We start from the raw sequence: 22,735 nt of genomic DNA, 5'->3' as shown, positions 1-22,735 counted from the left end.
GGCGGGGAACAATGCCGCCCCGCGCGGCGCTGGCTCTGGTACCCCGCCGGGCGTTCGCCCCGGACGAGACCGGCCGGGCAGACAGCGACCATCCGGCGGAGGAGCGAGGACGATGGCCACGGCAGAAGACGAACGGCCCAGAGGGAGCAGCACGTCACTCGTGACGACGTGCGGGCGCAGGATCGCCGTACGGTGCCTGCGGCTGGCCCCTGCCGACCGGCCCATCAGTCGGGTGACGCTGGACGTGGGCCGCGGGCAGGGGGACGAACCAGGAGCGTGGGCCGCGCTGACCGCGGACGAGGCGCGCGGGCTGGCGCATCTGCTCCTGCGGCAGGCCGGTGTGGCGGAAAGCGCCGCCGAAGGACGGACCCGGCCCGGCTCCCCGTACCGGTGAGGCGCGGGCCCGTCCGACGTCACTCGTCGAAGTAGGCCTTGGCGACGGCGTAGCTGTCCTCGTAGAGGTGGTAGCGGGTGATCAGCCCGTCCTGGACCGTGGTGTGCAGGGCGAACGGGGTGTCGATCTCCCGGCCGGTCTTCCTGACCTCGGAGAGCAGGCGCCCGACGAGCACCACGTCGTCGCCCTCGGCGATGATCTGGCGGACGTCGAACCTCTTGCCCTGCACATGGGTTCGCAGGAGATCGAAGAAGATCCGCATGTCGTCCGCCGAGTCGACCTGCGGGATCCACGGAATGCCCGGCGCGTGCGGGACGGAGAACGACACCGAGTCGGCGAACAGTGCCGCCGCCTCCGCACTCCTGCCTTCGGCGAGCAGCGGGAACAAACGTTGCACGGTCTCTGCCGGTGACTCTGCTGTCATGTCTTACGACCCTACAGGCGGGGCATCCGGCGAGGGCGGCTACGGGAGCCGCTTCGCGATGTTCGCCACCACGTCGGCGGCGAACGCCCTCGCCCCGTCGCAGAGTTGGTCGCTGGGTTGGGGTGCGTACACGGTCAGCTGGAACAGTTCGACCGTGCGGTCTCCGACGGCGTTCGTGTACGTCCGGTGCGGTGTCCGTACGGTGCAGCTGTCGTCGTCGGCCTCGTCGGCGACGGCATAGCTGCGGATCCCGGCGACGTCCACGGGGTCACCGTCGTCGGAGTCGAGCGCGTTGTCCCGGCTGAACTGGATCTCCACCTCGTGTTCGCCGTCGTCGCTGGACCAGTCGCAGTCCCAGGAGCCGAACCCGGGGTCGCGGTTGCCCGCCCGCACGCCCGGGAGGCGCTTGAGCGCGGTGTCGTCTAGCAGGGTGCAGGCGTCGAGCCGGCCAAGCGAGTCGGCGGCCGGTGGCGCGGCCCGCCGGGGTACCGGGGCGTCGGCCAGTACGCCCACCACGTGGTCGGTGGCCGCGTCGGCCATGGCACACGGGTCGGGCGCACCCGCGGCCAGGTCCTTGCCGATGACCCGGATCTGGTGGTCGTCGGCGGTCAGCACGGCACGTGTGCAGGACTCCCCGTCCCGCTTGAGCGTCACCACGGTGAGGTCGCCGACCAGCCGGGTGGTCAGGTCGCCGTCGAACTCGTCCCGGTCACTGTCGAGGTTGACCTCCAGGTCGGCGTTCTCGTCGCCGCTGCTGTTCGCCACGACCACGTCACACCGGTCGAACTCACCGTAGTCCGGGTCGAGTTCGGTCTGGCCGAAGCGGCTCAGCGAGGCGGCGTCCAGCAGTGCGCAGGGGTCGGCCGTGCGGGCGTCGCCGACCGTGCCGGGCCTGCCCGCGACCGAGGGCTTCGCCGCCGCCGGGTCGCCCTTGCCGTCGTCGCCGTCGGACGCCCACGGCCCGGCGAGGAACAGCCCCGCGGTGGTCGCGCCGGCGAGCACGACAGCCAGGGCCGCGAGAGCGAGCGCACGGCGGCGACGCCGTACCGGACGCGGCAGTTGGAGCATGAACGGCGTGAAGTCCGTCGTACGACGACCGCGTTTGGACAGCCGCAGTGTGAAGGTCCCGCTGTCGTCCAGCTGTTCCTGGACGTGCGCGGGCGGTGGGGCGACCCGCGTCAGCAGCTTGCGTGCGCGGGCGGCGTCGGGGCGGTTGCCCGGGTCCGGCTCCAGCAGTGCGGTGAGGGGTTCGGCCAGCCGGCCGGCCCGGCGGGCGGTCTCGATGTTCCCCTCGACCGCCCGCGCCAGATACGCCATGAGGTGCTCGGCCTCGCCGTAGGGCGACCGCCCCTCCACGGCCATGAACAGGGAGGCGCCGAGCGAGAAGACGTCCGCCTTCTCACCCGCGGACTGCCCCTGCGCCACCTCCGGGGCGAGGTAGCGGGGCTTGCCCCGCACGGTTGAGGTGGTGCTGTGCGAGGCGTCGCTCTCCAGGGCCCTGGAGATGCCGAAGTCGGTGAGCCGGGCCACGCTCTCGTTGGTGACGAGGATGTTCTCCGGCGTGACGTCGCCGTGCACCACGCCCTCGCCGTGGGACTTCGCCAGCGCGTCCGCGATCTGACAGCCGATGGAGCCCGCCTCCTCGGGCGAGAGCGGGCCGCGCTCCGCCATCAGCTGCGCGAGGCTGCGGGACGGCACGTACTCCATGATGATCCAGCAGGTGGCGCCCTCGTCGACGAAGTCGAAGACGCCCACGATGTTGGGGTGGTGCAGCCGGCCGGCGTTGCGTGCCTCGACCATCAGCCGTCGGGTGGCCCGGTCGTCGTCAAGGCGGGCGCACTTGACGGCGACCCGCCGCTGTAGCCGCTCGTCCCAGGCCTTCCAGACGACACCCATGCCGCCCTTGCCGATGGGCTCTTGCAGGAGATACCGGCCGGCGATTCTGTCCCCGGCCTCCGGCGTCGCCTGCACCGCCTCAACTCCCGCCCGATCAACGCATGTCCCTGTTGCTCGTCACGGAGTGTACTCACCGTGAACGGGGTGATGATCCGGTTCACAGGAAGTCGCCCGGACCCGCGCAGAACCACCACAGCGCGGGTGCCGGGCGCTGTCTCACACCACCGGGTTGGGCACCCCGACGTTGTTGTCCGCGGTGGCCCGGTTGCGGCGCGCGAGTCCGCCGAGGGACAGGGCACCCGGCCCGAAGACGACCACCATCAGGAAGCCCCAGCAGAACAGCACCGGTGCCAGTCCGCCGTTCTGGAGCGGGAAGAGTCCGTCCTTCTGGTGTTCGGTGAAGTAGGCGAAAGCCATGATCCCCGAGCAGAGGAACGCCGCGCTGCGCGCCGCCACCCCGAGGAGAACAAGAACGCCGCACACCAGCTCGATCACTCCGGCGTACCAGAACGGCCAGTCCCCCACGGGGCTCGCCTTCCGGTCCAGGACTCCGAAAACGGTGGCGGCACCTTCGCTGGTGAACAACAGGCCCAGCACGATACGGAACGCGCCGAGGACGAACGGCTGGTAGCCGGCCAGTCTGCCGTTCAGTGGTTCGGTGCCCATCGGTGAGATCCCCCTCGGATCAGAAAACGCGCCGTCGACAGACGCAGGGCCGGCCGGATCGGCCCCCCTCATCAAGTACGTACGTGCGCGGCGGCCGTTTGGCTCATCGAGAGTGGTGGCGAACAGAGACGGCATCAAGCCCAGCAGTGCCGCGATCGGCGTCGAGCGCCTCGCCAAGCCCGGCGTCCTCGTCGAGATCGAGGCGATCGCGGCCCGCTGAGCGCCACCACACCGACCGGCACTGTGGGAGCACGGGTACACCCGGCGGGTCCCGGAGGTACATCCAGCGGATGAGGCGCGGACGGCACCGCGGTACCAGTGCCCGGAGCGCATTCACTTCCGCGGACCCAGGGTTTGGCGCCTGGGCGTTCGTAGCGTGATGCGTGGGCCGGATCACGGCCCGTATCCGCTTGCTGACTGCCCTCCGGGAGTATTCCGTGGCAACGTTCCTCTACCGGCTGGGCCGGTACTCGTTCCGGCGACGACGGCTCGTCCTGATGCTCTGGATAGCGGTGCTGGCCGTCGTCGGCATCGGCGCGTCCAGCGTGTCGGGCAGCACGTCGGACGACTTCAGCATCCCCGGCACCCAGTCCCAGCAGGCGACGGACCTGTTGAAGAAGGAGTTCCCGCAGGCGTCGGCCGACGCCGCCTCCGCGCAGGTCGTCTTCGCGGCACCCGACGGGCAGAAACTGACGTCCGGCAGCAACAAGGGCGAGATCGAGAGCCTCGTCGCCGACCTCGGCAGGGCCGACCAGGTGGCCGCGGTCGCCGACCCCTACACGAGTGGCGCCGTCAGCAAGGACGGCACGGTCGCCTACGCCCAGGTGACCTACAAGGTCGCGCAGGCCGATGTCACCGACCATGCCCGCGAGGCCCTGGAGGACATCGCCGCGAAGGGCGAGCGCGCGGGACTCGACGTGAATCTGCGCGGGTCGGCCGTCGCCGAGGAGACCCACCAGAGCGCCACCGAGGTGATCGGTGTGGTGATCGCCGCCGTTGTGCTTGTCATCACCTTCGGTTCCCTGGTCGGGGCCGGACTGCCGCTGCTGACCGCGCTGTTCGGCGTCGGGCTCGCCATCATGGGCATCACCATCGCCGGTTCCGTCGTCGATCTCAGCTCCAGCACCAGCACCCTCGCCCTGATGCTGGGCCTGGCGGTGGCCATCGACTACGCCCTGTTCATCGTCTCCCGCTACCGCAGCGAACTCCGGGAGGGCCACACACCCGAGGAGGCCGCGGGCCGGGCGCTGGGCACGGCCGGTTCGGCGGTGGTCTTCGCCGGGATGACCGTGGTCATCGCCCTGGTCGGGCTCAGCGTCATCGGCATCAAGATGCTCACCGACATCGGGCTCGGTGCCGCGTTCGCGGTGGTCGTCGCCGTGATCATCGCCCTGACCCTGCTGCCGGCCATGCTCGGCTTCGCCGGAACCCGGATCACCGCCGGGAAGTACCGGACCCGTCGGATGCGGGCCGTCGAGCGCGGCGAACGCGAGCCGATGGGGGTCCGCTGGGCGCGGTTCGTGCTGCGCAACCCGGTCCGGGTGCTCGGCACGGCGGTGGCCGGTCTGCTCCTGCTCGCCGCCCCGGCCCTGTCCCTCCAGCTGGGGATGCCCGACGACTCCACGGCCGCGCAGGGCTCCACCCAGCGCATCGCCTACGACACCGTCAGCAAGGGTTTCGGCGCCGGCTTCAACGGCCCTCTCTCGGTCGTGGTCGACGCCCGCGGCAGCGACGACCCGAAGGCTGCCGCGAACGACGCGGTCACCCTGCTCGAAGGACTGCCCGACGTCGCGTCGGTGGGTCCGGCGACGTTCAACGAGGCCGGTGACGTGGCCCTGATCCGCGCGGTCCCGGACTCCTCGCCGAGCAGCGAGAAGACCGTCGACCTGGTCTCCGACATCCGCGACCGCAGCGGGGCACTTCACGACGACACCGGCGCCGACCTGCTGGTGACCGGCACCACCGCCCTCAACATCGACTTCTCCGACAAGCTCAGCTCGGCGATGGTCCCGTACCTGTGTGTGGTCGTCGGTCTGGCGCTGGTGCTGCTGATGCTGGTGTTCCGCTCGATCCTGGTGCCGCTCAAGGCCGCGGGAGGTTTCCTGCTCAGCATCCTGGCGACCCTGGGTGTCATCGTCGCCGTGTTCCAGAAGGGCTGGTTCGCCGACGTCTTCGGTGTCGACTCGACCGCGCCGATCGTGAGCATCCTGCCGATCTTCATGATCGGCGTGGTGTTCGGCCTCGCGATGGACTACGAGGTCTTCCTGGTCACGCGCATGCGCGAGGAGTACGTCCACGGCGCCGAACCGAACGAGGCGGTCATCGCGGGCTTCCGGCACGGCGCCCGCGTGGTCACCGCCGCCGCGGTCATCATGATCGCCGTGTTCGCCGGGTTCATCCGCAGCGACTCCGCGATCATCAAGTCGATGGGCCTGGGCCTCGCCGCCGCCGTCCTCCTCGACGCGTTCGTCGTCCGGATGGCCATCGTGCCCGCGGTCATGGCCCTGCTCGGCCACCGCGCCTGGACGCTGCCCCGCCGGCTGGACCGGCTGCTGCCCAACGTCGACGTGGAGGGCGAGAAGCTCCGCCACCTCCTCGACGACAACCCCGAGCACACGATGCAGCTCGCGACCGTGCCCACCACAAAGGGCTGAGACGTCGGCCGTACGATCCGAAGCAGGACGTAGGACGTACGGCCGCGCCCCCGGCCTCGACCACACGCTCCGCCCGTCGGTCCCGATCCCCCGGGGACCGGCGGGCGGCCCCTGCATCGAGAAGGTGTACGACGTGACCGCAACGACCGCCACCGAACCACCGACGTCCTCCGTCACGCCCGAGACCCTGCTGGGCGAGGCGGACCGGCGCTCCGACGCCGTGGTGATGAGCTGGCTCCTGCGGGCCAGACAGGCGGACCTGAACCTGCCCTGGATCCGCCGCTGGGCGGTACCCCTGATCTGCGTGCTGTTCGGTTTCCCGGCCCTGTCGGACACGGCGGACGGCGTGCGGCCGGGACTGCCGGCGATGGTGGCCCTGACCGTCGCGTTCTGCCTGCCCCTGCTGTGGCGGGACAGGCGGCCCATCCTGGTCTTCGCGCTGACGTCGGTGGCCTCCGCGGTGACCCTGGTCATGGACACCACCACGGGGTCCGAGGCCGCGCGTGTGGCGGCGCTGCTCAACGTGGGCCGTGCCGGGCGGCCCGTCCAGCTGGCGGCCTGTCTGGCGGTGGGCGTCACGCAGACGACGGTGGCCACCCTCGTCCACGACAACGGCCAGACGGTCGGCCTTCAGACGTGGGTGGTGGCGGTGATCCAGGCGCTGCTGATCGTGGCGGTCGCCGCGGCGGGTGTGGTGATGCGGGTGGTGAACGCGTACATCAGGGCCCTTCAGGAACGAGCCCTCCGGCTGGAGATCGAGCGTGACCAGCGGGCCCGGCTGGCCGCCGCGGCGGAGCGTTCCCGGGTCGCGCGCGAGATGCACGACATCCTCGGCCACACCCTCGCCGTGATCGTCGGACTCGCCAACGGCGCCGCCGGACTGACCACGTCGAAACCCGAACGGGGCGCCCAGACCCTGCGCATCATCGCCGACAGCGGCCGCGGCGCCCTCGCCGAGCTGCGCCGGCTCCTCGCCGTCATCGGCGACGACGACAAGGCCACCGCCGAGGACACCCCGCTCGCCCCGCAGCCCGGCTTCGACGACCTGCGGCCACTCGTCGAACGCGTCCGCGCCGCCGGACCGTCCGTCGATCTGCACACCAAGGGCCACCTCACCGACCTGCCGCCCAGCCTCCAGCTGACCGTCTACCGGGTCGTCCAGGAAGCCCTCACCAACACCCTCAAGCACGCGGCGCCCCGCACCAGCGTCGACATCACGCTCACCAGCGACGACACCGCGGTAGACCTCACCATCCAGGACACCGGCCCCTCCCTCGCCCGCCCCGGAAACGCCGACGGCCGCGGCCTGGTCGGGATGCGGGAGCGGGCCGCGCTGTACGGCGGGCAGGTCACGGCCGGGCCGAACGGCCACGGCGGATGGACGGTCCACGCCCGCTTTCTGACCACCAGCTCCTCGGCACTCACGGAGAATCGTCCGGTATGACCACCGTTCTCATCGTCGACGACCAGGCCCTGCAAAGACTCGGTTTCAGCATGCTCCTCGAGCAGTACGCCGACCTGACCGTGGTCGGCGAGGCCACCCACGGCGCCGAGGCGGTCCGGCTGACGGCCGAACTCCGGCCCGACGTCGTGCTGATGGACGTCCGTATGCCCGGCATGGACGGCATCGAGGCCACCCGCCGCATCGTCCATTCCGGAGGCCGCTCCCGGGTCCTCGTACTCACCACGTTCGACCTGGACGAGTACGCGTACGCGGCGCTGCGGGCCGGTGCCAGCGGCTTCCTGCTGAAGGACGCGCTGCCGGACGAGCTGATCTCGGGTGTCCGGGCGGTGGCGTCCGGGGACTCGGTCATCGCGCCGGGTCTGACCCGCAAGCTCATCGACGCCTTCACGGAACGGATGCGCAGCCAGAGTCCCGACCAGGAGCGCCGGCTGGCCGCGCTGACCGAGCGCGAGCGTGAGGTGCTCACCGCGATGGCGACCGGCTGGAGCAACGCGGAGATCGCCGAGCGGCTGCATCTCGCCGAGTCGACGGTGAAGTCGCATGTGAGCCGGGTCCTGGCGAAGATCGGCGCCCGGGACCGGGTGCACGCGGTGATCTTCGCTTACGACACGGGCCTGGTGCGACCGACCTGACCCTGGAGCGCGCTCTACCCGTCGCCGCCCTCCCCACGGCCGTCGGGCAGTGCCTGTTCGCACCAGATGGTCTTGCCGGAGGTGGTCTGCCGTGAGCCCCAGCCGTTGGTGAGCTGCGCGACGAGCAGCAGTCCACGGCCGCCCTCGTCGAAGACCCGGGCCCGGCGCAGATGGGGTGCGGTGCTGCTGGCGTCCGAGACCTCGCAGATCAGGGTGCGGTCGCGGATGAGCCGCAGGGTGACCGGCGGGGCGCCGTAGCGGACGGCGTTGGTGACCAGTTCGCTCACCACCAGTTCGGTGACGAACCCCAGCTCGGCGAGGCCCCAGTCCTCGAGCTTGCTGGTGGCGAGGGTCCGGGCGTGCGCGACCTGCGCCGGGTCGGAGGGGATGTCCCAGGTGGCCACCTGGTCCGGGGCCAGGGCGCCGGTGCGGGCGAGAAGGAGGGCGACGTCGTCGGTCGTACGGTCGCCGAGCAGGGCGTCGAGCACGGTGTCGCAGGCTGCCTCCAGCGACGTCACCGACTCCGCGAGGGCCCGGCCCAGGTCGGCGATGCCCTGGTCGACGTCACGGTCGCGGGACTCGACCAGCCCGTCGGTGAACAGGGCGAGGACGCTGCCCGCGGGCAGGGACAGCTCGGTCGTCTCGAAGGGCAGCCCACCGATGCCCAGCGGGGGGCCGACGGGCCCTGTGACGTGCTCGGGAGCGCCGCCCGCCGGGACCAGGACGGGCAGCGGATGTCCGGCGGTGGCCAGGGTGCAGATCCGGGAGACGGGGTCGTACACGGCGTACAGGCAGGTGGCGCCCACAACGCCCGTGACGGCCGCGTCGCCGTCGACGGAGCCGGACACCTCCTCGCCGGTGACATGGATGACCAGGTCGTCGAGGTGGGTGAGGAGCTCGTCGGGCGGCAGATCGACGTCGGCCAGGGTACGGACGGCCGTACGGAGCCTGCCCATGGCGGCCGAGGCGTGGATGCCGTGGCCGACGACGTCCCCGACGACGAGGGCGACCCGGGCGCCCGACAGGGGGATCACGTCGAACCAGTCGCCGCCCACCCCGGCCTGTGAGCCGGCCGGCAGATATCGCGACGCGGTCCGCACCGCGGACCGGGTGGGCAGCCGGCGGGGCAGCAGGCTGCGTTGCAGGGTGAGCGCGGTGTCGCGCTCGTGGGTGTACCGGCGGGCGTTGTCGATGGCGACCGCGGTCCTGGCGGCGAGTTCCCTCGCGAAGGACACCTCGGGCGCGCCGAACGGGCCGGACGAGCCGGAGCGCCAGAAGGTGACCACCCCCATCCGCACGCCCCGGGCCTGTAGTGGAGCGGTGATCAGCGAGTGGACGCCGAAGTCCAGGAGCTTGCCGTGCGCCTCCGTGCCCTGGGCCTCCAGGGCGGCCGAGTCCCGCAGATCGGGTTCGAGGACGGTGAGCCCGTCCCGGAAGCTGCGGGACTGCGGGGTGGGCGCCGCCCAGCTGATCAGGGCGCCCGCCGGCTGGAGCGGGGCGTCCGCGTCGACGCCGCCGACGGCGATCCGGCGCATGGGCACCTGGTCGGCGGACGAGGGTGCCTCGCCCCGCAGGACGGCCAGTGCCAGGTCGACGGTGACGAGGTCCGCGAAGGGCGGGACGACCAGCTGGGCCAGCTCCTGGGCGGTGCGCTCCACGTCGAGGGTGGTGCCGAGCGCCACGCTGACGTCGTAGAGCAGCTTGAGCCGGGCGTGGGCCGTCTCGGTCAGTTCCCGGCTCTCGGCCAGCGAGTGGCCCATGGTGTTGAAGGCGACCTGGAGCTCACCCATCTCGCCCGCGCCGGTTTCGGGCAGGCGGGCGGAGAAGTCCCCGTCGGCGAGCCGGCACGCGGCGGCGGACGCCGTGCGGACCGGCCGGACGATCGCGCGGGTCAGGTAGGCCCCGTAGGCGGTCACGAGGAGGATCGAGCCGACGAGGCCGGCCGTGCCGACGGCGATGGCCCACTGGACCCTGTCCTCGGCGGTGTCCTCCCGGGCCGCGAGGATGGCGCGGGCGCCGCTCTCGAAGCGGCTGAACTGCTCCCGCAACGCGTCGACCCGCTCTTTTCCCTCCTCCGTGGTCGCCATGCTTCGGGTGGCGGGGTCGTCGCGGCGTACCGCCTCGACGAGCGGGACGGAGTAGTCGTCGATGAAGGACTGTCCGTCCCGGGCGATCCGGTCCGCGAGTGTCCGCAGGTCGGCGGGGTCGGTTGCGCGTACGAGCCGGCGGGCCGCGGCCGGGTACTCGGCCCTCGCGGTGTTCCACGACTCCAGGAAGCGCTCCTGGTGGGTGATGACGAAGCCGCGCTGTCCGGTCTCGACGTCCAGGACGAGTTTCTCCAGGCCCGCGGCCTCGACGAGAGCCGTACGGATCTGTTTCCTCGCGTCGGTCGACTCCTGGAGGTCGTCGATCGCCCAGAGCAGCACGCCGAAGACGACGCCGATGAGTATCGCGAGCAGACTGCTCGCGACCACCGTGAGGCGCGTCAGACGCCATGCGACGCGCGGCCGGGAACGGACTGCGACCATGGGCTGCCCTGTCGACGAACCGCCGCTTGCGGTGGTCCCAGTTTAGGCGGACAACAGCCGATCGGCTGGTCGTCACCGGCAGTGACAGCCCTGGGTAACGCCTGGCCGGTGCCGAGGACGGCTCCCCTCGGCACCGGCGTGGTGCGACGGATACGGGTCAGGCGCAGGTGCCGGTCGGACGGGAGCGGGTCACAACGTCACTGATGCCGGTCGTCGCGTCGATCCACAGGACCCGGGTGCCGGGTGCCGCGGCGGCGGAGAGCTGTTCGCCGCGGTTGCAGGAGACCCGGCTGCGGCTGCCGTCCGGAGCGAACTGCCAGAGCTTGGCCAGCGACTCGTTGGTCAGCTCGGGGACCTGGGTGCGGGCGCCCACGGTGACGGCCTCCTCGGAGACCGTGAGCTCGGCGACGTTCATCGCGCCGGGACCGGTCTCGGGGCTGAGGTCCGTGGCGCCGGAGCCGTCGAGGGCGGTGCGGCGCAGGGCCGTGGTGCCGTTCTGGTCGATCTCGTCGAGCAGCCAGTAGACATGCTCACGGGTCACCGCCGTCGGGCCCAGGCTGGTCTCCGTCGACGTCTGCTGGACCGCCTTGTCCTCGCCGGTCGCCACGTCCACGATCCGGGTCGTCAACTCGTAGCCCGCCCGCACACGTTGACGGTCCTGGTAGACCACCTTGCCGTTGCTCACCGACGGGAAGGTCGAGCGGTGGTAGGTGCCGCCGCCGATGGTGACCCGGCCGGCGGGGTCCTTCAGGCTGAGGTAGCCCACGGCCTGCCGTCCGCCGTACGTGGAGTAGGCGAAGGCGACGACGTCACCGTCGACGTCGAGAGCACTGCCCACGCTGCGCCCCTGCCACAGGCTCTTCACCGGTCCGCCCGCGAGTGGCCGCGACAGGATCTCGACGCCGGTCGCGCCGTGCGCCTGCCACACCACCGTTCTGCCGTCGGTCGCCGGATTGACGTGATAGCGGCCGTCGTTGGGGCTCATCAGCTTCAGCTGTCCGGTGCCGTCGAGGCGCCCGGCCCACACCGAGTACGGCTCGGAGCCGGCCTCGTTGGACGAGGACGCCGTCCACCATGCGCCGCCCGCGCCCACCCGGGAGCCGGCGGTGTTGACCCGTTCGAGGACCGGGTCGGAGTCGACTCCGAGGGCGAGTTCCCAGTTGGCGACGATGCCGTGCGCGTTGAAGGCCCGCTCCACGGCCCTGAGGTCGCGGCCGGTCACACCCAGCGACGTGGCCGCGGCGAGCACCGCGTCGCGGCCCTGGGTGAACCCGTCGAGCGGGGTCAGGTACTGGGTGAGCGCCCGGTACACGATCCGGTCCGTGAGCTCGGCCCCCAGCTCCTCGCGTGTGTCCCACAACGCACCGGAGAAGATGGTGGAGTTGAGGTGCACTCCGCCGTTGTCGGTGCCGAACCCGACACCGAGGAAGGACTTGGCGGTCGTCCGCCCGTCGCCCATGTCACGGATCGCGCACTCGCGCGGCGACAGGGTCCGGCACAGCGTCTCCCCGAGGAGCGGCGCGTCGGGGTCGCTGACGGGTGTGCCGTACACGTCGGCCTCGATGGCGTTGCCGAAGTAGTCGGCGATGGCCTCGTTCATGGCGCCGGACTGGCCCGCGTAGACCAGGTTCGCCGAGTGCTCGATCACGCCGTGTGTCATCTCGTGGCCCACGACGTCCAGGGCCGCGGACAGCGGACGGTACTCGGCGTCGCCGGTGCCGTACACCATCTTCTGGCCGTCCCAGAAGGCGTTGACGTAGGGCTGCCCGTAGTCGGTCGCGCCGACCAGGGAGTTGACGGCCATGCCGTGGCCGTCGAGGCTGTCCCGGCCGTGCCGGTCCTTGAAGTAGTCGTGGACCTGCGCGGACGCCCAGTGGGCGTCGACGGCTCCGGACGCGGTGGCCGCGGCGTCGAAGGCGGCCGTGGGCGAGCCGAACTCCTGGAGGTCCTCGGGCCAGATGCCGCCGAGGTCACTGGCCCAGCGGCCGCGCGCGTCCCAGACCGCCAGCGCCAGGCCGTCCTGGAGGCGGGTGGTGTCCCGCAACAGGTACTCCTCGCGCACCGGGTTGTAGGTCACCTGGAGGTCGACGGCGGTGCCGTCGAGCCTGGTGCCGGAGCCGGTCTCGGCGGCGGCGTTGGTGCCGGAGCCGGTCTCGGCGTCGATCTCGGTGTCGGTGTCGGCGCGGGCGTTTCCGGTCGTCGCGCCCGCCGGGGTTCCGAACGTCCGGATCCCGCTGTACTGGAGCACCGGGTACCCGGCCCGCGCGTCGATGTACACCTCGCGCAGCACCGGTTCGCCGTGCGCCGGATCCGTGCCGCGCACGGTGATGTGCCGGGCGAGCACGCCCGTGCCGGTGGGCAGGACGACCAGCCCGTGGGAGGTGCCGGTGAGCGCCGGTTCGTCCTCCTCGGCCGACATGAAGTTCGCCGTCTGGAGTTCGTCGAGCACGGCGTCGACGGCCCGTTCGACGGCGAGCGTGTCGTCGATCTCGGCGGTGGTGCCGGTGCTGAGTTCGGTGAAGTACCGGCCGGAGGTGCCCGTGACGACACGTTCTCCGTCGTCGCCGTGTTCCATACGGACGACGTACTGGCCGCCCAGGACCGGGATCCCGCGGTACGTCTGGTCCAGCCGGACGACCTCGCGGTCCCCGTCGCGTTCCGTGCCGGCGGGCCGCAGGTCGCGGGCCGGGGCCGGTATCCGGTAGCGGTCGCGTTCGGCGGCGAGGTGGGCGCGCGCCGCGCCGGCCGCGGTCGCCGCCGCCGGGGCCTGTTCGCGGATGCCGTCCACGAGTGCGGGTGTGTCGGTCCGTGCTCCCGGGATCACCTCGCCCGGGTCCGGTTCCGCCGCGGTCGCGGTGGCGGTGGCGGGTGCCAGGGAGACGACAAGTGCGGCGACGCCGAGAAGCGCCGCCGCACCGGATATGCCGCCTGGTGCCGTTCCCCGTAACCGTCTTGGTCTTGCCGAGCCGTTTCTGGACCGACGCATGGCCGGACCCCCCATCCCCAGTGATGCCGGCCCGACGGCGGAGCGCCGCTGGGCATGGTCATGTAACCCGGCGGGGTGAGCGGCCATCAATGGGACAGGGGGTGCCACGGGCGACTTCCGGCCGTGTGGACGCCATGGGTGTGAGGGGTCAGCCGACGGTGGGGGCCGGCGGGGTCCAGCGGTGCGTGCGGGGCACGGGTCCGGTGACGCCGTAGTCCTTCTTGAGCTGTTCGGGGATGGCGTAGTGCATCACGCGTCCCCGGGTGAGGGAGGACAGCTCCAGGACGGTGGTGAGGTGGCCGAGACGGTCCAGGGCCCAGGCGCCGAGCGGTGAGCGGTCCTCGACGGTCTCCAGGACGCCGAGCAGACGGGGTACGGCCTTGACGAGGGTGTCCCAGGGGGTGCGCGGTACGTCGAGCCAGTCGGCGCAGGTGTCGCCGACGAGGTGGCGGATCAGCGCGGAGACGATCGGGTCGAAGAACGTGCCGGGCACCACCTCCTCGTAGAGATCGATGAGTTGGCGGGTGAGGTGGACGCCCTCCTCGGAGGGGCCCATGTGCCGGATCATGTAGCGGTCGAGGAAGGCACGGGCCTCGTCGAGGGTCTTGGGTACGGCCGTCTGGTCGACTCCGAGCATGGCGCCGACGACCCGCCAGGCGTAGTAGTAGGCCTCGGCGCCCTCCTGGGACATGTGGATGCCGAGCCGGTGCAGGCTGTCCAGCACCAGCATCGAGAAGAACATCTGGCCGCCGATCATGTCCTCCTGGCAGATCGGCGTGCCCAGTGTGCTGGTGTCCCAGCGGTTCTCGCGCTTGAGGTGATGGCGGATCGAGGCGTGCAGGAGGCGGACCTTCTGGGCGGCCGGGATGAAGCGGCTGCCGGCTTCGAAGGCGTCGGGCTGCATGAGGTAGACGGTGAACTGGCCGGTCTCCGCCATGCGTTTGGACGGGTAGTCGAGTCCGTGGGTCGCGGAAAGCAGTCGCGCCACGTTCGGTACGACGTAGCAGGCGGGCATCGACGCGAACGACAGGGCCGTGGAGATGTGCACGTTGTTGTCGATGAAGAACAGCCGGGCCTTCTCCATCTCCGCCCAGTCCACCCAGGACGGCGGCAGCCGGGTGGCCTCCAGGTACTCGCGGGCGACGTCCGGCAGTCCGTCGGGCAGGGGGGCGCCCGCCGTGGAGACGTACCGCATCAGGGTGTTGAAGGTGCCGACCTGGCCGGACTCGAAGAGGGCGGCGACGGTCGCGTCGGCGAGTTCGTCGCCGGACTGCCGCAGGGCGTCCATGGAGGTGTCGGTGGGGGTCATGGGGGCTCCTTGGGGAACGGCACGGTGAGTTGGCGCCGGCAGGGCGATGCCGCGGGCCGTCCGGGACGGCCGTGGTGGTGACGGCCGTGGTGGTGACGGCCGTGGTGGCGGTGACGGCCGTGGTGATCAGGACGCGCGGTCGGCCGCCGACCGGGCCAGCGAGGTCAGGGCGCCGGCCGCCGATGCCGGTACGTCCAGCCGGTGCAGGGCGTCCAGGGCCTCCTCGACACGGACGCCGATCATGTCCTCGATACGGTCGGGTGCCTTCAGCCGGCGCATCACCTCGCGCACGGTGTCCAGCGTGTCCTCGCCGGACGTGGTCCGGCCGAGCGCGGTGCGCAGTCGTGCGCGGTCGTGGTCGTCGGCGAGGCGCCAGGTCTCGGCCAGCAGGGCGGTCGGGCGGTGGCCGCGTACGTCGTCGGCGTTGGCCTTGCCCGTGCGCCGCGGGTCCCCGAACAGGCCGAGCAGGTCGTCGCGGAGCTGAAACGCCTCGCCCAGCGGGAGCCCGTACGCGGAGAAGCCCTCGCGCAGCCGTTCGCCGGCGCCGGCCAGCGCGCCGCCGATCAACAGGGGCTGCTCGACGGTGTACTTGGCCGTCTTGTACCGGATCACCTTGAGCGAGGCACCGGTGTCGGGACCGGCGCCGGTGCGCAGGATCTCCAGGCACTCCCCCGCGATCAGTTCGCGGGCCATCAGCGACCACAGCGGCCGGGCGCGGGCGAGATAGGCGGCGGGCAGACCGCTGGTGGCGAACAGCTGGCCCGCGAGGGACATCAGCAGGTCCCCCACCAGCATCGCGAGTGAGCGGGCGGCGGCGTTGGCACGCGGTCGGCCGCGCACGGCCCGGCGCAGCGCCACATGCGGTGTGGGGCGGCCGTGCCGGATCGGACTGTCGTCGATCAGGTCGTCGTGCACAACGGCGGCGGCGTGGACGAGTTCCATGGAGGCGGCGGCCCGCAGCAGCGCGTCGCTGTCGGGCTGGCCGACGGCGCGCCAGCCCCAGTAGCAGAACGCCGCCCGCAGCCGTTTGCCGGAGGCCACAGCGGCTTCGAGCTGTTCGGCGACGGGGCTCAGGAGCGGGTCGATCGCGGCGAGTTGGTCGGCCTCCTCGGCGACGAAGTGGTGCAGTTCCTCGTCGACGCGGCGCTTGAAGGCCGTCGGGTCCCACCGGTCAGTCATCGTGGGCCGGGCGCCGGGCCGCCGCCTGCCGGGCGAGGATCTCCAGGTGGGCGGGTGGCGCGGACGCGTAGCGGTCCAGGACCAGCCGGCCGCGCGCCCGCAGGTCGTGCTCGGCCTGTCCCACCAGCTCCGCCACGTCCGAACGGCGCAGCAGCGACCGTACGGTGCCCAGGGCCGTGTCCAGTGTGCTCACCGCCAGATCGGCCAGCCCGGCCGCCAGCAGCACCATCTGCTCGTCCGGCCGCCCGGACCGTCCCGATTCCCCGGTCATCCTCGCCCACCCACAGCTCCTCCACCCACAGCTCCTCCACCCACGGCTGCTCCGCGCGACGCCGGTCGTGCGTCGCGCTTCGAGGATCGCCGCAGATCACGGGCGTGCGGAGGGAAACTCACGATCGGGGGATCGGGTCGCTCGGGCGTGCGGATCCGCGGGACGGGCGGTCGCCGTCCAGGACGGCCCGGCACAACGAGGCGCCCTCCCGATGGTCGTACGGCCACCGGGAGGGCGCCGGTGGGTCACTTCTCGTCGCGCAGCTGGGCCGCCAGGGACTTCAGCGCTTCGCTCTCCTCGGTGTGGCCACGGGCGCTCAGGAGGGCGATCGCCGGGTCGAGGCGGGCGAGCGCGGGGGCCGGGCGTTCCATGTAGAGGCCCTCGACCACGCCCGCGAGGCGAACGCACTCGGCCCATTCGCCGGCGTGCTCGTCCTGCGGTCCGGGTTCGCCGAGCAGGGCGCTCGCCCTGTCCAGCGCGGCGAGTGCGTCCTCGAACCGGCGGGCGTAGGCGTTGACCCGGCCGTGTTCGTAGGCCAGCGCGGTCTCCAGGGAGCGCCCCTGGGGCTGGTACCCGGCGGCGCGGGCCTCGGCGGCGATCCGGTCGGCGTCGGCGAGGAAGGCGAGTGCGCCGGCCAGGCCGTCCGGGCCCTGCTGCTGGGCCTGGAGCCGGGCCAGTTCGCGCAGGCAGTTGCTGACCTGCTCGAAGCGCGGGGCGCGGGCGTGGGCGGCGAGCGCCTGGTCCACGGCCTCACGGGCAGGCCCGAACTCGCCCGCCTCACCGAGGAGTACGGCGGTCTCCGCGGCTATCATGGCGTGGCTCCCGGGGTCGTCGTCCCAGCCGGCCGACTCGGCCGCGAGGGCGACGAACTCCGCCGTGGCGGCCTTGAGGTCGTCCCCCGCATGCAGTGCGCGGGCGCGGGTGAGGCGCAGCTGGGCGAGGAGCCGGTCGTCGACCTCTCCGGCGACGACGTCGGGTTCGGTCAGCAGGGAGTCGAGCAGGGCGATGCAGTCCTCGACGTTTCCGAGGTCGAGGCTGAGCTGGGCCGCATTGCTGTAGGTGCAGAACGCCTCCGTGCGGCTGCCGTGGCGCAGGTCCAGCTCCGCGGAGCGGGTCAGGTGCCGCAGGGCCTCGTCGGGGCGGCCCAGGTGCATGCAGGTCTCGGCGAGATCGCCGTGGAGGCGGGAGGTGTCGACGACGTCGGCGGGCCATTCGGCGGCGAGCCGGAGGCCCTCGGTCAGGTTCGCGTGCGCGGCCTGGGCGTCGTGGAGCCCGAGCTGGAGCCGGCCGCGCAGTCCGAGCGTGCGGGGCAGATGCCAGGCGGGTCCCTGGGCCTTGAGCAGGTCGAGCAGGGCGTCGGTCTCGCTGACCGCGGCCGGCAGGTCGCCGGCGAGGGCGAAGGTGCTGGCGCGCAGCAGGTGGGCGCCGGAGATCTGTCCGGCGAGGTCGTGCCGGGTGGCGAACGTGTGCAGCAGGTCCACCTCGGCGAGTACCGGCGCGACGTGCTCGTCGTTCCTCGACGTCTGGAGCCGTACGCCCAGCAGGCTCGCGCGCATGCGCAGCAGACGGGCCTCCTGCCACGGGAGGAGGCCGACGGCGGCCTGGTGGAGTTGGACGACGGCCGCGTGGGCGGCGGTCAGTTCGGCGGTCTTGGCCTCGGTGCCGTCCTGGTCCTCCGGGGCGATCTGGGCGGTGGCGAGCAGCACGCCGGCGCGCGCGAGTACCGCGTGGCCCGGTTCGTCGGCGGCGTCGTACAGGGCCGCCGCCTCGTCGTAGAGGTCGGCGGCGACGGTGAAGTCGTCCTGCTCGCCGGCTCGGCCCGCCTCGTCGGCGAGCAGGTCCGCCCGCAGCCGAACGAGGGTGCCGACGGCCGGGTCGTCTCCGGGGTGGACGTAGCCGCGGGTGGTGGCGAGGGTGCGCAGCCGCGCCCAGCAGGCCGGCGCGTCGGGGTGTCCCTGCTCGTCCAACGCCCTTGCCCGGACGATGAGTTCGGGCAGCGACTCGGATGTGCCGGCGGGTGCGGATGCGGGTGCGGAGGACGCGGCGACGGTGGTGGCGGGGGCCACGTCGTCGAGGCTGCGGGGTCGCAGGGTCAGTTCCAGCGTGTCCAGGAGCGGAATCTGGTCGAGTCGGGCCGTACGGCGCTCGCTGTGGGCCTTGGTGCCGTTGCGGGCGTCGAAGCGGGCCGCGAGGTCGTCGGCCTGCCCGCGTACTTCGGCGCGCAGGCCGGCCACGGTCCAGGTGCGGCCCGGGTGTCCGGCGGCGGGCAGTTCGCCGTGGCCGAGGAGTTCCACACGCTGGAGGAGCACCTCCACGCCGGTGAGGAAGGCGAGCAGGTCCAGCGGGGAGTCGACCTCGGTGAACAGGTTGCGGTTCTCGGCGAGCAGTTCCAGGCCGCGGGCCTCGTTGCCGGTCAGCGCGCAGAACTCCAGGTGCCGGCCGACCTCACCGGCCATGGCGGCGTTGCGGCGGCACGCCCGGTAGCCCGCCAGGTGCAGTTCGCGGGCCCGGTCCGTGCGCCCTGTGCGCAGCAGGGGCAGCAGCGCGTGCGAGACGGAGCGGGCCGGTTCCTCCTGGCAGGAGGCCTTGCCGGCGAGGACGGGCTCCCAGGTGCGCAGTGCGCGCTCGTCGTCCCCGGCGGCGAGGTGGTACAGGGCCCGTTCGCAGATCTCGCAGGCCTCGCAGTCGCTGAACGGGGTGCGGGCGCGGCTCGCCCACAGCTCGTAGGCGAGGGCGGTGTCCTCGCCGACGTGGGCGGCGAGCAGGTAGGCCTGTCCGTAGCAGGGCTGGAGGCCGAGGCCGGCCCGCTCGTAGCGGTCGCGCATCTCGGTGAGCCACTGGCGCATGCTGGCGAGTGGTATCTCGGGCAGCGCGCGCAGGGCGTGGGCGACCCACTTGAAGCGCCAGAACAGCAGGTTGCGCAGCCGTTCGTCGAACACGTCGGGCTGCTCGTCGAAGAGGTTGAGCAGCCGGGCGAAGACGACGGGGGACTTCCGGGGCTCGGAGCCGTAGGTGTACGCCTCCTGTAGTTCGAGGAGCGCGGTGACGAGGGCGACCGGGTCGTCGAACTGCTCGGCGCTGTCGACGAGTTCCTCCGCGGTGACGGTGCGGGTCCGGCCATAGGGACGCTGGTCGTTCTCGTGGAGCGCCTGGTACAGCTCGTCCGTGTTCTGGGGAAGGGGTGTGGTCGGCATCGTCAGCTGTCCTTGCGCAGGGCGTGGGCGAGAAGGTCGAGGAAGGATCGGTTGATGAGGCTCGACTCGGAGGGCCTGAGCGGGCGCCGGGACAGCATCGCGGCCTGTCCGTAGAGGGCTTCGGCGCTGGTGCGGGCCAGTTCGGGCTCGTCGATGGTGACGGCGGCGCGGACCAGCGGGTTGAGCTGGTTGAGGATCAGCTGGGCCCGTGGTGCCTCGTGGCGCAGGGCGCCGAGGATGTCGCCCCACAGGCCGCCCTCCTGCTCGCGGGCGAGCTGGGAGCGGGTGCGCTCGTGGCGGGCCTCGCGGTTGTCGAGGAGGAGCGCGGGGGCGGTGGCGGGCTGGAAGGTGCGCAGGGCGACGTCGCAGTCGAAGAGGGCGAGGGCGTCACGGGCCAGGGCGAGGTAGGCCGCGGCGGCCAGTTCGGTGTCCCGGTCGACGGGGTCGAGATGGGCAGTGAGGGTGGCCGGGTCGAGGTCGGCGACGGTGACCTCGGGCCGGATCTCGGGCAGCCGGTGGACCAGGGAACGGTCGTAGGTGTAACCGCCGTTGACGACGCCGAGCCCGGCGGCCGAGGCGATCGCCGCGACCTGGCGGAACTCCTCCACGCTGGAGGTCACCAGCACGGTGCGGTGGGTGCGGGCGAACTCGTCGAGGGTGGTGTGGCCGTCGGTCGTCTCGAACGGCAGCCAGGGCAACAGCATCCGCAGGATCTCGTCGTCGTGCACGGCGAGCGACTTGACGGCCAGGTGGTGCGCCTGGAGGAACCGGCCGAGCAGGTCGGGGTCGCTGGCGGCGGCCCGGGCGATCCACGCGCGCAGCCGTTCGGCGAGGGCCTCGCGGACGGCGGCGAGGGTGTCGTCCTCGTAAAGGGACTCGCGGGAGGCCGTCGGGCGCAGGCTCTCGGCGTCGACGACACAGCGGACGAAGAACGCCCACTCGGGCAGGATCTCCTCCGCCTGCTCGGACAGCAGCATGCCCTTGACGTGCACGCGGTGTCCGTGGCGACGGCCGGCCGGCACGGCCTCGGGCAGCACACACGCGATGCCCTTCAGGCCCACGGCCGGCAGGTCGAGTTCGATGGTGTCCAGGGGGGTGAACCCGAAGACGTCCTCGCCGTAGGCGGCCAGCGCGCGGGAGCGGGCGCCGGGGGTGGGGTGGGTGCGTGCCCAGGGTGCGGGTTCGGGGTTGACCAGGGCGCCGGGTCCGGCGGTGCCGCCCGGTCCGCCGGTGCCGCCCGTGCCGTCGTCGAAGGTGACCGGGTGGCGCAGCAGGGACCCGAAGTGCCGTGCGAGCGCGTGCACTTGTGCCGGCCGGGTCCATTCACCGGCGTCGGCGCGCGGGGTGAGCGTGACGGTGGTGCCGGGCCGGGGGCGGGCGGAGGCGGGCAGGGTGCGGACGGTGTAGCTGCCGTCGCCACGGCCCCGCCACTCCACGGCGGGAGCGTCGGGCGTACGGGCGGAACGGCTCAGGACGTGGATCTCGTCGGCGACCAGGAAGCAGGAGAGCAGGCCGATGCCGAACTGGCCGATGAAGTCGGCGCGTTGCTCGGCGATCCGGTCGGCACGTTTGCTGCTGCGGCCGATCGTGGCGAGGAAGGTGTGCACGTCGGCCTCGGTGAGACCAACGCCGTCGTCGTCGACGCGTACGACGGAACCGTCGGCGTACAGACGGATGCCGTACGCCTCCGCGGCGCCGGCCGGCTGGTCGAGGCGGTGTCGGGCGGTCAGCGCGTCTACCGCGTTCTGTAGAAGTTCACGCAGGTAGACGCGGGGGCTGGAGTAGAGGTGATGGGAGAGGAGATCGACGAGGCCACGCAGATCGACCTGGAAGGTACGGTCGGCGCCGGCCGGGTTCGTCGCTGTGTCGGGCAGAGTCATGGGGCAGTCCGGGGTGGGTGTAGGGGGCGACGGGGAGGGCCGGGCTCAGGCGTGGCGCCGGAAGCGGGCGTACGCCTTTTCCGGCTGTCCCATAAAGCTCCACGGCCACGAGGTGTAGGCGCCGTCCAGTTCATGGAAGACCCGCGGGCACACGACACTCTCGGATGCCAGGGACAGGGCCATGGCGAAGACGTTGAAGTCGTACTGCCAGCCGAGGCGCCGCTCGTAGGCGGGGTGGAGGATGCTGTGCCGCGCCGCGTCCCGCAACTCGGCCTGGATCTCGGGGGTGTCCAGGCAGTCGCCGCGGCCCGACTCGATCCACTCCTCGATGTGGGCCACGGCGATCACACAGCCGAGGCGGTGCCCCTCCGGGGAGCGGGCGAGCGCCTCGCGAGCGAACTCCAGCGCCTCACCGGGCTCGCCGCCCCACCGCGGCTGTAGCTGCGACACCCACCCCATGTGGATCTCGTAGTCCAGGGGCGAGCGGCGCAGGGCGGCGTCGAGCCGGGTCTCGTTGATCGCGGCGCCCAGCGACATGCCGCGTCCAGAGGTGAGGAGGCCACGCCAGGGCGTGACCCACTGTGGCTGTAGTTCGGCAACCTCCAGGAGCTGTTCCTCGGCGATGCGCAGGCGCTCGTGGAACACGCGCCACTGATCGCGAGTGACGTCCACGGCACGGGAGGCGGTGCGAGCTTCCCAGCCCCAGCTGATGTGGCGCATCCCGGATATGAGCAGGGCCAGTGCCCGGTGCTGCTTGTCCTCCTCGACAGGGCCGCCGATCCAGTCCTGTATCCCGTCCATCTCGACCAACTGGCTCAGTACTTGGTGGTCGCTGCCCAGTTCGAAGGGCGCGGCGGCCTCCTTGAAGGCCTCCCAGTCCTCGGCGTCGGCCGCCTCGATCAGCGCGAGCACCCGCACGTCCCCGAGCGCGCGCAGTTCGTACATCCCCCCTTTTCTCCTCCGCGATACGGGAAGAGCGTGCGGATCCGCCGCCGCCGGTCTCTCCGCACCCCTGCCGAACACCTTCCCGAACATGCCGCGCCTCCCCTGGTCCTGCTTGATCGTTCGAGGCAGCATAAGCGGTAGCACTGACACTGGTCGCACAGGATTTCCACGGTCTCTCCGCAGGCGTCGGCCTTGCCGCAGAGGACGTTTCCGCTGGTGGAGTAGGCCTGTTGTGCGGAGCATCGGAAGCGATCTTCACGAGCCGACGGAGACGACTGTGGAGACGTGGGCCGGCGAGGTGAGGCGAGGTGA

General features: G+C 72.0%; 15 protein-coding genes. 4 read left to right on the top strand and 11 right to left on the bottom strand.

The window, feature by feature from the left end:
- The first annotated feature begins 112 nt into the window (after nt 1-112).
- Complete coding sequence (locus ACIQAC_RS30045; protein ID WP_402196356.1) at nt 113-394, top strand: hypothetical protein; 282 nt, start codon at nt 113-115, stop codon at nt 392-394.
- Between the two features lie 19 nt (nt 395-413).
- On the opposite strand, the gene ACIQAC_RS30040 is transcribed toward ACIQAC_RS30045, so the two are convergent.
- The 3 genes from ACIQAC_RS30040 to ACIQAC_RS30030 all read right to left on the bottom strand — a co-directional run bounded on the left by ACIQAC_RS30040 (nt 414) and on the right by ACIQAC_RS30030 (nt 3,380).
- A complete protein-coding gene (locus tag ACIQAC_RS30040) occupies nt 414-791 on the bottom strand; it encodes a nuclear transport factor 2 family protein (RefSeq protein WP_402196354.1) in 378 nt (125 codons plus the stop codon).
- Nucleotides 792-857: 66 nt separating this feature from the next.
- Nucleotides 858-2,789, bottom strand: coding sequence for a protein kinase (locus ACIQAC_RS30035; RefSeq protein ID WP_402196351.1), 1,932 nt, complete (start codon nt 2,787-2,789; stop codon nt 858-860).
- A 141-nt stretch (nt 2,790-2,930) separates the two neighbouring features.
- Nucleotides 2,931-3,380, bottom strand: a complete 450-nt coding sequence (locus ACIQAC_RS30030) for a DoxX family protein (protein ID WP_402196348.1) — start codon at nt 3,378-3,380, stop codon at nt 2,931-2,933.
- A 437-nt stretch (nt 3,381-3,817) separates the two neighbouring features.
- Between ACIQAC_RS30030 and ACIQAC_RS30025 the strand changes: the two genes are divergently transcribed.
- From ACIQAC_RS30025 to ACIQAC_RS30015, 3 genes are all read left to right on the top strand, one after another.
- Nucleotides 3,818-6,034 carry an MMPL family transporter gene (locus tag ACIQAC_RS30025; RefSeq protein ID WP_402196346.1) on the top strand — a complete coding sequence of 739 codons (2,217 nt, stop codon included), beginning with the start codon at nt 3,818-3,820 and terminating at the stop codon, nt 6,032-6,034.
- Nucleotides 6,035-6,167: 133 nt separating this feature from the next.
- Entirely contained in the window at nt 6,168-7,478 is a 1,311-nt protein-coding gene (locus ACIQAC_RS30020; RefSeq protein WP_402196343.1) for a sensor histidine kinase, read from the top strand.
- Nucleotides 7,475-8,131, top strand: coding sequence for a response regulator (locus tag ACIQAC_RS30015; protein WP_402196341.1), 657 nt, complete (start codon nt 7,475-7,477; stop codon nt 8,129-8,131). Before ACIQAC_RS30020 ends, ACIQAC_RS30015 begins: the two co-directional genes overlap by 4 nt.
- 14 nt (nt 8,132-8,145) lie before the next feature.
- Here the strand turns inward: ACIQAC_RS30015 and ACIQAC_RS30010 are convergent, their stop codons facing one another.
- From ACIQAC_RS30010 to ACIQAC_RS29975, 8 genes are all read right to left on the bottom strand, one after another.
- Nucleotides 8,146-10,659 carry a SpoIIE family protein phosphatase gene (locus ACIQAC_RS30010; protein WP_402196338.1) on the bottom strand — a complete coding sequence of 838 codons (2,514 nt, stop codon included), beginning with the start codon at nt 10,657-10,659 and terminating at the stop codon, nt 8,146-8,148.
- A gap of 157 nt (nt 10,660-10,816) precedes the next feature.
- Entirely contained in the window at nt 10,817-13,645 is a 2,829-nt protein-coding gene (locus tag ACIQAC_RS30005) for a M4 family metallopeptidase (RefSeq protein ID WP_402196336.1), read from the bottom strand.
- A gap of 148 nt (nt 13,646-13,793) precedes the next feature.
- Entirely contained in the window at nt 13,794-14,954 is a 1,161-nt protein-coding gene (locus ACIQAC_RS30000) for an oxygenase MpaB family protein (protein ID WP_402196333.1), read from the bottom strand.
- Nucleotides 14,955-15,080: 126 nt separating this feature from the next.
- Nucleotides 15,081-16,133, bottom strand: coding sequence for a polyprenyl synthetase family protein (locus tag ACIQAC_RS29995; RefSeq protein WP_402196330.1), 1,053 nt, complete (start codon nt 16,131-16,133; stop codon nt 15,081-15,083).
- Entirely contained in the window at nt 16,126-16,404 is a 279-nt protein-coding gene (locus ACIQAC_RS29990) for a polyprenyl synthetase (protein ID WP_402196327.1), read from the bottom strand. The genes ACIQAC_RS29995 and ACIQAC_RS29990 overlap by 8 nt, the downstream gene beginning before the upstream one ends.
- 245 nt (nt 16,405-16,649) lie before the next feature.
- The gene (locus ACIQAC_RS29985; RefSeq protein ID WP_402196325.1) at nt 16,650-19,598 is read right to left on the bottom strand and encodes a hypothetical protein; all 2,949 of its coding nucleotides are present in this window, start codon (nt 19,596-19,598) and stop codon (nt 16,650-16,652) included.
- A gap of 2 nt (nt 19,599-19,600) precedes the next feature.
- Entirely contained in the window at nt 19,601-21,478 is a 1,878-nt protein-coding gene (locus tag ACIQAC_RS29980; protein ID WP_402196322.1) for an HSP90 family protein, read from the bottom strand.
- 45 nt (nt 21,479-21,523) lie between these two features.
- Nucleotides 21,524-22,513: a hypothetical protein gene (locus tag ACIQAC_RS29975; protein ID WP_402196320.1), complete on the bottom strand. Its 990-nt coding sequence runs from the start codon at nt 22,511-22,513 to the stop codon at nt 21,524-21,526.
- Between the last annotated feature and the right edge of the window lie 222 nt (nt 22,514-22,735).

The sequence above is a fragment of the Streptomyces sp. NPDC088387 genome, from assembly GCF_044753385.1.
GTDB lineage: Bacteria > Actinomycetota > Actinomycetes > Streptomycetales > Streptomycetaceae > Streptomyces.
The sequence above is the reverse complement of the archived record's forward strand: the minus strand, read 5'-3'. Positions and strand labels throughout refer to the sequence as shown.